This is a genomic window from Streptomyces sp. NPDC052682, assembly GCF_040678435.1.
Taxonomy (GTDB): domain Bacteria; phylum Actinomycetota; class Actinomycetes; order Streptomycetales; family Streptomycetaceae; genus Streptomyces.
Window position 1 is genome coordinate 1 of sequence record NZ_JBFATS010000009.1, and the last position, 13504, is coordinate 13504.

The window sequence follows — 13504 nt, forward strand, 5'->3', positions numbered from 1 at the left end:
GGGTTGGCCCGCAGGTTGCCGGCCGCGTCACGCTGCGGGTCGAACCAGCAGTCGTCGACCACCACGTACCGGTAGCCGGCGTCCCGCATGCCGGACGACACCATCGCGTCGGCGGCCTGGCGGACCTGCGCCTCGGTGATCCCGCACCCGAAGCTGTTCCAGCTGTTCCAGCCCAGGGGCGGAGTGAGCGCGGGGCTGCCGGGAGCGGCCGTGGCGGTGGAGTGGGCAGAGGCCGTGACGGACGCGGCGACCGCCAGTGCGGTGGCTGCGACGACACGGAGCAGTCGTCTGCCGAGAGGGAGGGGCACCGTGGGGCTCCTTTCGGGGAGGGCGCCTTGGACTGCGCGGACGGCGCAGGCGAGCGGCTCGGCGCATGGGTGATGCGTCGGCGGGCCGTGGACAGACAGCGGATGACGTTTGCCCGGAGCCGGTCTGTGCCGTCGGTGCGGCACGAACCGGCAGTTCGAAATTTCGGTCCACTTTCGGATCGCGGCCTTCCACGGATGCTAGAGGGAGTCCTGAGCATGTCAACACCGCCCGGACCTGCGCCCCGCACCCCTCGAACCGCTCCGTCGCCGAAACATTTCGATGTGAAAAGCGAATCCTGCGAGGGGCATTGACGGGATGTGTGAGCCTCCTATCATCCTGGATGCTCGACACGTCAGTCAGTGTTCGCAGTCTCGAACGAGCAGGACCCCCACCCGCTGCCGCACAGAGAGACCGACACGTGGATATGTCATGGCCTCGACAACCGCTGGACCGCCGCCAGGCGCTGACCGCCGCCGGCGGCCTGGTCACCGGCATCTTCCTGGCTCTGACGGGCGCCGGCGCCGCTTCCGCCGCCGCCCGGGGGCCGGCCGCCGCCTCGTACACGAACCCGGTGATCTGGCAGGACTTCGCGGACATCGACGTCATCCGCGTCGGCGGCACCTACTACGCCTCCGCCTCGACCATGCACTACTCGCCGGGCGCGCCCGTGCTGCGCTCGTACGACCTGGTGAACTGGGAGATCGCCGGTCACTCGGTGCCCGTCCTGGACTTCGGCGCCAAGTACGACCTGAACGGGGGCCGGGGCTATGTCCGGGGGATCTGGGCGTCGTCGCTGGCCTACCGTCCGAGCAACAGGACGTTCTACTGGCTCGGCCAGATCGACTTCGCCCGGACGTACGTCTACACCGCCACCGCCGTCGAGGGGCCGTGGAGCAGGCTGACGACGATCGGCACGCCCTACTACGACGCCGGACTGCTGGTGGACAGCGACGACACCCTGTACGTGGCGTACGGGAACACCACCATCAGCGTGGCCCAGCTCTCGCCCGACGGGCGCAGCCAGGTCCGCACACAGCAGGTGTTCAGCACCCCGCCGAGTATCGGCACCCTCGAGGGCTCCCGCTTCTACAAGATCAACGGGAAGTACTACATCTTCCTGACCCGCCCCGCCAACGGCCAGTACATCCTGAAGTCGTCGGGCGGCCCCTTCGGTCCGTACACGCTGCGGCAGGTCCTGCTCGACCTGCGCGGGCCGATCCCCGGCGGCGGCGTCCCGCACCAGGGCGGACTGGTGCAGACGCAGGACGGCGCCTGGTACTACATGGCCTTCGTGGACGCGTATCCCGGCGGCCGGATGCCCGTCCTCGCGCCCGTCACCTGGACCTCGGACGGCTGGCCCGTCGTCCAGCTGGTGAACGGCGCCTGGGGCACCTCGTACCCCAGCCCGGCCGTGCCCCCTCCGCCCCGCCAGGTCACCCCCCTGATCGGCGTGGACACCTTCGCGGGCCCGGCCCTCAGCCCGCGGTGGGAGTGGAACCACAACCCGGACAACACCAGGTGGTCGGCGGGCAACGGCCTGACCCTGCGGACCGCGACCGTCACCAACGACCTGTACAACGCCCGCAACACCCTGACCCACCGCATCCAGGGACCCACCTCCACCGCCACGGCACAGTTCGACTTCTCGGCGATGCGGGACGGCGACCGGGCTGGACTCGCGCTGCTGCGCGACTCCTCCGCCTGGATCGGCGTCAAGCGCGACGGCGGTGCGACGCGGGTGGTGATGGTCAACGGGCTGACCATGGACGGCAACTGGAACACCACCGGCACCGGCACCGAGGCCGCGAGCGCGCCCGTCTCCGGCGGCCGGATCTGGCTGCGCGCGAGCGCGGACATCCGCCCCGGCGCGGCCCGTACCGCCACCTTCTCCTACAGCACCGACGGGACCACCTTCACCCGCCTCGGTCCCGTCTTCCCGCTGGGCAACGACTGGCGGTTCTTCATGGGCTACCGGTTCGCCCTCTTCAACCACGCCACGCAGGCGCTCGGCGGCGCGGTCCGCGTCCTGCGGTTCGAGCTGTCGACGCCCTGATCCCGTCCGACCGATCGCACAGCGCAACCCCCCACACCACCGTACGAGGAGAACCATGAACCCGCTGAAGCGGCTCGGCCGTCGCCGAGCCTCGGTGTTATCGCTGCTGGCGGCGACCGCCCTCGTGACACCCGTCGCGGCGACCGCCGCGAACGCCGCACCCGACGCCGTCCGCGCCTCCACGCTGGGTGCCCAGGCGGCCCAGTCCGGGCGGTACTTCGGGGCCGCCGTGGCCGCCGGACGGCTCGGCGACGGCACGTACACCTCGATCCTGGACCGGGAGTTCAACTCGGTCACGCCCGAGAACGAGATGAAGTGGGACGCGACCGAGCGGTCCCGCGGCTCGTTCACCTTCGGCGCCGGCGACCAGATCGCGAACCGGGCCGCGGCGCGCGGGCAGCGTCTGCGCGGCCACACCCTGGTCTGGCACCAGCAACTGCCCGACTGGGTCAAGTCCATCAGGGACGCCAACACGCTGCGCGGCGTGATGAACAACCACATCACCCAGGTGATGAACCACTACAAGGGCAAGGTCTTCGCCTGGGACGTGGTCAACGAGGCCTTCGCCGACGGCGGCAGCGGCCAGATGCGCGGCTCCGTCTTCCGGGACGTGCTGGGCACCGGCTTCGTCGAGCAGGCGTTCCGCACCGCGCGGTCGGCCGACCCGTCGGCCAAGCTCTGCTACAACGACTACAACATCGAGAACTGGAGCGACGCCAAGACCCAGGGCGTCTACCGCATGGTGCGCGACTTCAAGGCGCGCGGCGTGCCCATCGACTGCGTCGGCTTCCAGGCCCACTTCGGGGCGGGCGGACCACCGTCCAGCTTCCAGACGACGCTGTCGAACTTCGCCGCCCTCGGCGTGGACGTGCAGATCACCGAGCTGGACATCGCGCAGGCGCCGCCGACCGCGTACGCGAACACGGTACGGGCCTGTATGAACGTGGCGCGCTGCACCGGCATCACCGTCTGGGGCATCCGCGACAGCGACTCCTGGCGCAGCGGGGAGAACCCGCTGCTGTTCGACCGGGGCGGCAACAAGAAGCCCGCCTACCAGGCAGCGCTCACCGCGTTGGGCGGCAGGGCCGCGGCACAGCGCACGGACGCCCGCTCGGCCCGGTCCGCCGCCGCGCTCCCCTCCTCCTTCCGCTGGAGCTCCAGCGGGCCACTGATCTCCCCCAAGCCGGACGCGACCCACAGGATCGCCGGGATCAAGGACCCGTCGGTCGTCTACTACAACGGCAAGTACCACGTGTTCGCGAGCACCGCCAGCTCCTCCGGGTACAACCTGGTGTACCTGAGCTTCAGTGACTGGTCGCAGGCCGGGTCGGCCACCCACCACTACCTCGACCGCACCGCCATCGGGCAGGGGTACCGGGCCGCGCCGCAGGTGTTCTACTACGCGCCGCAGCGCCTGTGGTACCTCGTCTACCAGACCGGCAACGCGTCGTACTCCACCAACCCCGACATCAGCAACCCCAACGGGTGGAGCGCCCCGCGCAACTTCTACTCGTCGATGCCGGACATCATCCGGCGGAACATCGGCAACGGCTTCTGGGTCGACATGTGGGTGATCTGCGACAGCGCCAACTGCTACCTGTTCTCCTCCGACGACAACGGCCACCTGTACCGCTCCCAGACGACCGTCGGCCAGTTCCCCAACGGCTTCACCAACACGGTCATCGCGGCCCAGGACTCCAACAAGTACGCCCTGTTCGAAGCGAGCAACGTCTACAAGGTGCAGGGCAGCAACCAGTACCTGCTGCTCGTCGAGGCCATCGGCTCGGACGGCCGGCGCTATTTCCGCTCCTGGACGTCGAGCAGCCTGGCCGGCTCGTGGTCGCCGCTGGCCGCGTCCGAGAGCAATCCGTTCGCCAAGTCGAGCAACGTGACGTTCCCCTCCGGTACCTGGAGCCGGGACATCAGTCACGGCGAGATGATCCGCGCGGGCTACGACCAGACGCTCACCATCCCGGCCTGCCGGCTGCAGTACCTGTACCAGGGCAAGGACCCCAACGCCGGCGGTGACTACGACAGCCTGCCGTGGCGGCTGGGCCTGCTGACCCAGACCAACTCCACCTGCTGAACCGGTGGGCCCCGCCGCTCGGGCGGGGCCCACGCACGTCCTGTGCGACTTCGCCGGCAACCTTTGTGTCTCCTGCGGCAACTCAGGGGTGCACCATCGGCCCGATTCCGCGAACGGACAGGACATGAACACACCTAGGCAGGCCGCACGGCAGCGCAGGCACAGGCGCAGGCTTCTGCTGGGCGCCACGGCCCTGATCACCGCGGGCGTGCTCGCCTGCCTGGTCATGGCGTTGCTCCCCGGTCACCCCGCCGATCCACAGCCTGCCGCGGCGACGCCCCTCGCCACCCCCCACGCGCGAGCCACCGCCGCGAGCCGGACGAGCAGCCCGGCCGCGACCGCGAGCCCGACCGGCTCCCCCACCCCGACGAGCGCCGCGACCACCGCCGCGGCACGACCGTCCCCCACCGGCACCCCGCGGCCCCGGCCCGAGCCCGCCACGACCCCGCGGGCCGGGCGGCTCCAGCCGCACACCACCTACCAGGGCGTCGCCACCGCCTACGACGCCGGGGACGGAAACGGCGCCTGCCTGTTCGGCCCGAGCCCCGACCTCATGATCGCGGCCATGAACACCACCGACTACGAGACGTCCAGGGCGTGCGGCGCGTACGTGCTCGTCCGCGCGGCCAACGGCAAGTCCGTCACGGTGCGGATCACCAACGAGTGCCCGCTGCCCTGCGCACCGGGACAACTCGACCTCAGCCGGCAGGCGTTCGCCGAACTCGCCGACCTGAAGGTGGGCCGGATCCCCATCACCTGGAGCCTGGTGAGCCCCAGCACCTCCGACACGATCTCCATCCGGTACAAGACCGGCTCCAGCTCCCACTGGTGCGCCCTGCAGGCGATCGGCCACCGCAACCCGGTCGCCGAACTGGAGGTCCGTACCGCGGCCGGCTGGCGGCAGCTGCCCCGCACCTCCTACAACTACTTCGTCTCCGCCGACGGCAGCGGGTGCGGCAGCGCGATCAGACTCACCGACATCTACGGGGAGCGGCTGACGATCGACGGCATGGCGGTGCGGCCGGACGTCGTGCAGCCCACCCGGCTCCAGTTCGCCCGACACTGACGCCGCCGCGCAGTGGGGTTGGTGCGGCCGGGGCCGACGAGTCACCCGGTCTCCGCGGCGGAGGGGGGCGTGAGTCCGCGCTCCGCCGCTGCCTGCGTGCCGGCGACCGTCATCCGCAGCAGCGGCAGCGAGGCGACGAAGGTGCCCAGCGCCAGGGCCAGGCCGAGGATGTCCGCCCCGGCGGCGTCCAGGACGGCACCGACGGCCGGCGGTCCGGTGCCGGTGCCCAGGGCGGCCGCGCCGCTGAGGGAGGCGACCAGGCGTCCGGTCGGGTCGATGAGCGCCGCGGCGGCCAGCATCTGTACCAGGACGGCGAGTTGGCAGGTCTGCCAGAGCACGGCCGCGACGGTGAAGAACACGGGGTCGTGGGTGAGGACCAGGGCCGCCATCGCGAGGGCCTGCGCGGTGACGAAGACGGCCATCGACCGCATCCGCCCGAAGCGCCGCGCCGCCACGGGGCCCGCCACCGCTCCGGCGAGCGCCACGACGCTGGAGACCGCGAGGACGGCCGACACGGCTGACGGGGACATCCCGGTGTGCCGGCGTCCCAGGACCGAGGCGTACGACCACGCGCCCTGGGTGACGGCCCACAGGAGCGCGGCCCCCAGGAGCAGGACCACCGACGGCCTGGCCGCGGTCCTCTTCGTTCTGCCGGCGGGGCCCGCCTCCGGTGCCGAGGGGACGGCGGGGCCGTCGGGGAGCCGGCGTGTCAGCGGCCAGGCGAGGAGGCAGCACAGCGCCATGAGCAGGAAGCCGGTGCCCGGACCGAGGCCGTGGTCGGCTGCGGGCACCCCCATGATCAGCAGTGCCGTCACAGCGACCGTGCCGGTGATGGTGACGGCGGACGCCTTGTCGGCGTCGTCGGTGGCGGCGAGCGCCGCGGTGCCCGCCGCGTAGACCGCGCCGAGTCCCGCGCCGAGGACCAGGTTGGCCAGGACCAGGGTCACCGGGCTGCTCGCCGCTGTTGCTCCCAGGAATCCGGCTCCCGAGAGGGCCAGCCCGAAGCGGGTCATCCGCACCCGCCCCGGCCGTGCGGCCCGTTCGGCCAGCAGCAGCGTCACCACCGCCGTCGCCAGCAGCTGGCTCGCGGCCACCAGCCCGGCGCCGGATTCCGACAGCCCGAAGCGGGACGCGAAGTCGTCGACGAACACGGGCATCACGTTCGCCCCGCCGTTGCCGAGGGTGATGCCGGCGATGAGCGCCACGGCCACGCCGAAGGACCGGGCGGAGCCGCCGCGCACGGTCACCGGCCGCTCCTCGGCGAGGAGTTGGGGTCTACCGGACTGCCTGGACGGTGCGCCGAGCGTGCAACAAGCATGAGAGCCTCACGAGTCAGGGGGCATGAGCCGTGTTACGGGTAAGGGGCCACAGGTGTCGGACGCCGGCGGCCCGTCGATCGGGGATGTGCGGTGCGGTGGACGTCCGCCACCGCGACGGGGGGCGGTCAGCCGGCCCAGACGTCCTCGACGTAGTGACCCGACTCGATCAGCGCGGCCAGCCAGGCGGTGGCCTCCTCGTCGTCCGCGCCCGTGTGCCTGCGGTAGATCGCCATGAACGCCTCCCGCACCGCCGGAGCCATGCGACGGCCGTCCCCGCAGACGTAGACACGTCCGCCGGCCTCCAGCACCGCCCAGACCTCGTCGCTCTCCTTCGCGATGCGGTCCTGGACGAAGCGGGCCCCGTCCACGGGGGCGCGGGAGAAGGCGGGCCGCATGCTGACGGCTCCGGCCGCCTCGGCCGCCTCGAGTTCCGCTCGGTGGAGGTAGTCGACGTCGGGATGGTCGCAGCCGAAGTAGCACAGCAGCGTTCCGGTGGACCGGGTGTGGTGGCGGTCGAGGACCGCGCCGCGGAAGGGCGCCAGACCGGTGCCCGCGCTGACCAGGATCACCGGCACCGACGCGTCCCGCGGCAGGCGGAAGGCCTCACTGCAGGGCAGCACCCTGGCCTGGACGGTGTCGCCCGCGTGCACCGTCTGGAGGTAGTGCGAGGCGATGCCGCGGAAGAGGCCCTCGCCGCCACGGTGGGGCGCGGCGAGCAGCGACACCATCAGGTCCACCTCCCCGGGGGCAGCTTCTGCGGACGAGGAGATCGAGTAGTGGCGCGGGCGCAGGACGGGCAGCATCTCCAGGAAGCTCTCGAAGGGCAGCTCGCAGGCGCGGTAGCGCTCCAGCAGGTCCAGGACGCTGCGTCCGGCGGCGGTCACCTGCGCGTCGAAGGCCTCCGGGGCAGCCGCCGCGAGTGCGGTCAGGGGCCGCTTCTCGGGCGGGCAGGCGGTGTGCTCGGCGAGCACGGCGACCTGCTCCCGGGTGGCGGCGTCCTGCAGTTCCACGAAGTCGGTCAGCAGGCGGCGCAGGGTCAGCGGCCGGTCGACGGGCAGGGCGCCCCGGCTGCGGCGGCGGGTCCGCAGCCGGACCGTACGGTCCAGGTCGAGCCCGAAGCGGTCGGCCACCCGCTGCACGAGGCCGTCGGGATTGCGAGGGAGGACCGCCAGGTGGTCGCCGGTGCGGTAGGTGACGCCGTCGGGCAGCCGCAGCCGCAGGAATCGCTTGGAGCGGCCCAGCCCGTGGCGCATGTCGACCAGTTCGTACGCGTCGAGCACCTCCATCGGCTGCACGCCGTGCCGTGCGGCGAGCCCCCCGGTCACGGAGTCGGTCGCGTCCTCGAGTTCGTACAGTCCCCCCTCCTGCTCGGCGGGCGAGTCGGCTTCCCGTTCCTCTCCGACGGTTCCGTACCGCTCCAGCAGGGTGCTCCACAGGTCGCCGGTCCAGCGGTCGACGGTGCCGGCGAAGTCGCCGGAGGCGTCCGCTGCGCCGCGTTCGAGCAGTGACGTGGCGCCCGCGGCGGTGAGCTTGTCGTCGATGAGGGTGGGGACGCGCTGGTAGGTGGCGGCCCAGTTGCGGTCACCGACGCCGAGCACGGCGTACTTCAGGCCGTCGAGCGCGCCGGGCTCCAGGCCCTCCAGCCACGCGACGAAGTCCGCGGCGTCGTCGGTGGGCCTGCCGTTGTAGGAGGCGCACACGATGACCACCGGTCCGTCGCCCGCGGCGAGTTTGCCCACGGCGTCGTCGAGGGGAGCGACGGACGGGGCGAAGCCGCGCTCGTCGGCGTCCGCCGCCAGGTCGTGTGCGATGCCGGCGCAGGTGCCCAGGTTGGAGCCGTGCAGGAGGGTCAGCGTGGTGCCGGTGGCGCGGCGGACGGCGGGCCGGTCGCGGCCGGCGGGAGCGCTGCGCGCGGCGCCGGCCGCGGCGGTGGGCAGGCGGCGCTCCGCGCTGGTGCGCCGGGCCAGGTGCAGGGTGAACCCGTCGGGCTTGAGGGTGAGCGACTGCTTGATCTTCAGCTGGTAGTCGGTGTGGTCGATCAGGCGGTAGCGGTGGACCACCAGAGCGAGCACCAGCGTCGCCTCGTGCAGCGCGAACTGACGGCCGATACAGGCGCGTTCACCGTTGCCGAACGGCTTGAACAGGTGGACCGGGCGCTCCTCCTCCCGCTCGGGCAGGAACCGGTCGGGGTCGAACAGCTCGACGTTCTCGCCCCAGGCGGGGTCCCGGTGCAGCTGCGGGATGAGCACCTGGATCGACTCGCCCTTGCGCACGGCATACTTCCCGCCGATGACGGTGTCCTCCAGCGGCTCCACGGCATACGCGGGGGCCGTGGGCCACAGGCGCAGGCTCTCGTTGAGCACCTGGCGGATGTACGTCAGCCTGCCGATGTCCCCGTAGTCCGGCTCGGGGGCGTCCGTGTCGCCCCACAGGGCGTCGACCTCGGCCTGGGCGCGGGCGAGCACCTCCGGGTGCTTGGTCAGGTAGTACAGCGCGAACGACAGGGCGCCGCTGGTGGTCTCGTGGCCGGCGATGAGGAAGGTGATCGCCTGGTAGCGGATGTTGACGTCGTCCAGTGGCTCGCCCGTGACGGGGTCGGGGGTGTGCAGCATCCTCCCGAGCAGGTCACCGGTGCTCTGGTCCCCGCGGGCCCGGCGCTCCCGGATCACGTCGTCGACCAGGTCCTTCATCAGCTGGACGTCGGCGCGGAACCGCTCGGCCTGCCGCCATCTGAACAGCTCCGTGCCGGGGACGGCCTCCCCCTTGGCCTGGGCGAAGGCGAGCGCGCGCGACAGGGCGGTGACGAAGGGGTGCGGCTCCGCGCGGCTGAACGACTCGAAGTCGTAGCCGAAACCGCACAGGCCGATCGTGTCGAACGTCAGCCGTGTCATGTCGTCGGCGACGTCCACGGGCTCCGTGCCGGCGGCCCGGTCCCACTTGCCGAGCAGCGCGTGGGCGACCCTGAGCATCGTCGCGTGGTAGCCGCGCATCGCGCCGAGGGAGAACGCCGGCATCAGGACGTCGTGCGCCTTGCGCCAGTTGGGCTCGTCGTTGTACGCGGTGAAGAGCCCGTCGCCCCCGATCTCCCGGAGGATCACCAGGTCGGGGTGCACGTTCTTGCGGAACCGGCTCTCGTCCGCCAGCTCGGTGACCAGGTCGAGACCTGAGGCGAAGTTGATCTCGTTGCCGAAGACGCGGAGCTTGAACAGCGGCCCCAGCTCCCTGGCCTCCTTCATCACATAGAGCAGACCGTCGGCGCCGGCGGGGATGTCGAAGGCGTGTCCGACCAGGGGGAGGCCGGGACGCTGGGGGATCGGCTCGGTTCCGCGCAGGGTCTCGTGGGTCACGGGCTTGCCTTTCGTTCGGCGCAGGCTTTCCTGGCCAGAACCATACGGACGACTTTGTCACCCGACAATGTCGCCTGACTGTGTTGGTTGACACAGTCGAGTGACGGAACTATCCGGGGCCGGGAGACGTCCGGGGCGGGCGCCGGGGCACAGGAGAGCTCGGGGCGGCGCCCCTGCGTGAACGCGATCTGGTCGAGTGACCTGTTCACCAGACTGAGTCGCATAGGATGCCGCCATGGCTCACGTATCCGCGGCGGAGCGCCGCCCCCAACTGATCAAGGCGGCCATCGACCTGATGAGCCGGGAGGGCGTCGCCGCCGGCAGCACCCGCGCCATCGCCGCAGAGCTCGGGGTGGCGCAGGCGACCGTGCACTACACGTTCGGCACGAAGGAAGACCTCTACCGGGCCGTCATGGAGCAGCTCACCGAGGACCTGGTCGCCCAGGTGGAGCAGGCCGCGCCCACGGACGCGAGCTTCGAGGAGACCATCGTCACGCTCGCCGAGGCCCTGTGGCACACCGTTCTGGAGCAGCCCGCGTCGTACCAGCTCCTCACCGAGCTGACCATGTTCGCGCTGCGTACGCCCCGTCTGAGGGAGGCACTGCACAGCCACTACAGCGGCATCTCGGCGGTGACGGCGAAGCTGATCAGTGAGGCCGCCGCGCGCACCGGCCATCAATTGGCCCAGCCCGCCGAGACGATCGCGAGGTTCTTCCTCGCGGGCTTCGACGGACTGACGCTGCAACACCTCTCACTGCCGGACGAGGAGGCCGAGGCGGTCTGTCTGCGGGCGTTGATCTCGGCCGTCCTGGCCATGGCCTGAGGTCCGGGCAGATCATCCGGGCAGCGGCTGTTCCGCCCAGATCGTCTTGCCCGCGGAGGTCTGGCGGCTGCCCCAGCGCTCGGCGACCTGGGCGACGAGCAGCAGTCCGCGCCCGCCCTCGTCGTAGACCCGGGCCCGCCGCAGATGCGGGGCGGTGTTGCTGCCGTCGGAGACCTCGCAGATGAGGGCGTCGGCACGGATGAGCCGCAGTTGGATGGGGGGATCGCCGTAGCGGATGGCGTTGGTGACCAGTTCGCTGACGATCAGTTCGGTGGCGAAGTCGAGCTCGGCCAGCCCCCAGGCGGCCAGTTGTTCGACCGCCATCCGGCGGACCCCGGCGACGGCCGCGGGATCGACGGGCAGGTCCCAGGTGCGTACCCGGTCGGCGCCGAGGGTGGAGGTGCGGGCCAGGAGCAGGACGATGTCGTCGGCGGCGGGGTCGGGCCGTACCTTGCGCAGCACTTCGTCGCAGGTTTCCTCCAGGTCGGCGGCCGGGCGGCGCAGTGCTTCGGTCAGCAGGTCGAGTCCGACGTCGATGTCGCGTTCGAGGGCCGCGATCAGGCCGTCGGTGTAGAGGGCGAGCAGGCTGCCCTCGGCCACGTCGACGCGGGCGGCCTCGAAGGGCAGCCCGCCCAGGCCGAGTGGGGGTCCGGCCGGCAGGTCCAGGATCTGCGGGATGCCGTCGGGGGTGACCAGGACGGGCGGGGGATGCCCGGCCCGGGCGAGGTCGCATCGGCCGGCAACCGGGTCGTAGACGGCGTAGAGGCAGGTGGCCCCGACCTCGCCCGAGGCGCCCTCCGCCTGCCCTCGCGCCTCCGGGCCGTCCTCCCGGTCGAGACGGATGACCAGGTCGTCCAGCCGGGTGAGCAGTTCGTCCGGTGTGAAATCGGCGTCGGCGAGGGTCCGTACGGCGGTGCGCAGGCGGCCCATCGTGGCCGAGGCGTGCACGCCGTGGCCCACGACGTCACCCACCACCAGCGCGACCCGTCCCCCCGACAGGGCGATGACGTCGAACCAGTCTCCGCCGATCTCGTCCCCCGAACCGGCGGGGAGGTAGCGGTAGGCGAGGTCCACCGCCTCCGATTCCGGCAGCCGCGCGGGCAGCAGGCTGCGCTGGAGGGTGAGCGCGGTGCGGTGCTCGCGGGTGTAGCGGCGGGCGTTGTCGATGCTCACCGCCGCCCTGGCGGCGATCTCCTCGGCGAGCACCAGGTCGTCCTGGACGAAGGGATCCGCGGTGCGGTGCCGCAGCAGGTGCATCACGCCCAGCGTGACGCCCCGGGCGCGCAGCGGCACCATCATCACCGAGTGGATCTTGAATCGTCTGATGCTCTCGGCACGGGCCGGGGAGGCCGTCGCCCACGCGCGCAGCGGCGGGTCGCCCACCCGGTAGGAGGCGGCCCGGCCGGTGATCAGTGCCTGGGCCGGTGGGGAGCCGGGCGGGTAGACGTCGGTGCCGCCCGCCGGGACCACGGGTTCGGGGCACCCCGGGAGCACCGACCGTTGCGCGGTACGGCGGCAGACGACCGTGGTGTCTGGGGGCACCGGTTGCGGCTCGTGCCCCTGGACGACCGACTCCAGCAGATCGACGGTGACGAGGTCGGCGAACCCCGCCACCGCCACCTCGGCCAGTTCCTCGGCCGTCCGGGTCACGTCCAGGGTGCTGCCGAAGCGCACGCTCGCGTCGTTCAGCACCGCCAGGCGACGCCGGGCCCAGTACTGCTCGGTGATGTCGATCACCAGCGCGGACAGCCCCAGCACCGCGCCCGCCTGGTCCTTCAGCGGGGAGAGGAAGAGCGACCACGCGTGATCGCGCACCTCACCCGAGGCCCGGAAAGGCTGCTCCTCCCGGAAGATCATCTCGCCGGTGCGCACGACCTGGTGCTGGAGGCGGTCGATCTCGTCCAGGGGCGGGGCGGGGTAGATCTCCCACAGCGTCCGGCCCCTCATCTCCTCCGCCGTCAGCCCCATGGCCCGGCTCATCACCTGGTTGCAGGTCACGAACCGTGCCTCGCTGTCGTAGACCGCCACCGGCAACGGGAGCTGCGCGAGCGCGAGGTCCCACAGCTCCGCCGACGCGGCGTCGGTCGGCCCGGAGAGGTACGTCACCGCCGCCGGGGTGACGACCCAGTGGGCCCGGCCGTCGGCGACCGCCACAGGCGTGCCCCTCAGCTGCACGGTGACCCGGTCGCCGTGCCGGTTCCGCAGCGCCAGATCGCTCGTCCACGGCTCCCCGGCGGCCAGGTGGTGCCGCAGTGCGTAGGGCAGCCTCGCGGCGAGGAGGCCGGCGGCGGGACGGCCGACCACCTCCTGGGACTCGTACCCGAGCAGTCGCCCCGCTCCGGCGCTCCACGCCATCACGGTTCCGCCGGCGTCGATGACGACGGCGAAGTCCTCGGGCGCTTCCGCGCCCCTCGCTCCCGCGGCGGTGTCGGGTTCGTTGTCCATGGAGTGTGTCCCGACGTCGTTCCTGTCGCGCCGCGCACGGCGCTGCCTCCAGCATC

Annotated in this window: 7 protein-coding genes and 1 pseudogene; 4 read left to right on the forward strand and 4 right to left on the reverse strand. The window is 71.8% G+C overall.

From position 1 onward, the window contains the following. Nucleotides 1–308: pseudogene (locus AB0K80_RS15750) on the reverse strand (alpha-galactosidase); the annotation flags it as partial. 425 nt (nucleotides 309–733) lie between these two features. On the opposite strand from AB0K80_RS15750, the gene AB0K80_RS15755 reads away from it, so the two are divergent. The 3 genes from AB0K80_RS15755 (at nucleotide 734) to AB0K80_RS15765 (ending at nucleotide 5514) form a co-directional block, all read left to right on the forward strand. Beyond that, nucleotides 734–2362 (forward strand): glycoside hydrolase 43 family protein, encoded by a 1629-nt coding sequence (locus AB0K80_RS15755; protein WP_365670279.1) that lies wholly within the window; start codon nucleotides 734–736, stop codon nucleotides 2360–2362. A gap of 55 nt (nucleotides 2363–2417) precedes the next feature. Then, entirely contained in the window at nucleotides 2418–4448 is a 2031-nt protein-coding gene (locus AB0K80_RS15760) for a non-reducing end alpha-L-arabinofuranosidase family hydrolase (protein ID WP_365669735.1), read from the forward strand. 124 nt (nucleotides 4449–4572) lie between these two features. After that, nucleotides 4573–5514: an expansin EXLX1 family cellulose-binding protein gene (locus AB0K80_RS15765; protein ID WP_365669737.1), complete on the forward strand. Its 942-nt coding sequence runs from the start codon at nucleotides 4573–4575 to the stop codon at nucleotides 5512–5514. A gap of 41 nt (nucleotides 5515–5555) precedes the next feature. Here the strand turns inward: AB0K80_RS15765 and AB0K80_RS15770 are convergent, their stop codons facing one another. Together AB0K80_RS15770 and AB0K80_RS15775 are read right to left on the reverse strand one after the other, a co-directional pair. After that, nucleotides 5556–6761, reverse strand: a complete 1206-nt coding sequence (locus AB0K80_RS15770) for an MFS transporter (RefSeq protein ID WP_365669739.1) — start codon at nucleotides 6759–6761, stop codon at nucleotides 5556–5558. Between the two features lie 197 nt (nucleotides 6762–6958). Further along, complete coding sequence (locus tag AB0K80_RS15775) at nucleotides 6959–10180, reverse strand: cytochrome P450 (protein WP_365669741.1); 3222 nt, start codon at nucleotides 10178–10180, stop codon at nucleotides 6959–6961. Between the two features lie 235 nt (nucleotides 10181–10415). Here AB0K80_RS15775 and AB0K80_RS15780 point away from each other — a divergent pair, with 235 nt between their 5' ends. Next, on the forward strand, nucleotides 10416–11003 hold the full coding sequence (locus AB0K80_RS15780; protein WP_365669742.1) for a TetR/AcrR family transcriptional regulator: 588 nt from the start codon (nucleotides 10416–10418) through the stop codon (nucleotides 11001–11003). 12 nt (nucleotides 11004–11015) lie between these two features. Here AB0K80_RS15780 and AB0K80_RS15785 read toward each other — a convergent pair whose 3' ends face one another. Further along, entirely contained in the window at nucleotides 11016–13448 is a 2433-nt protein-coding gene (locus AB0K80_RS15785; protein WP_365669743.1) for a SpoIIE family protein phosphatase, read from the reverse strand. Nucleotides 13449–13504 lie beyond the last annotated feature (56 nt).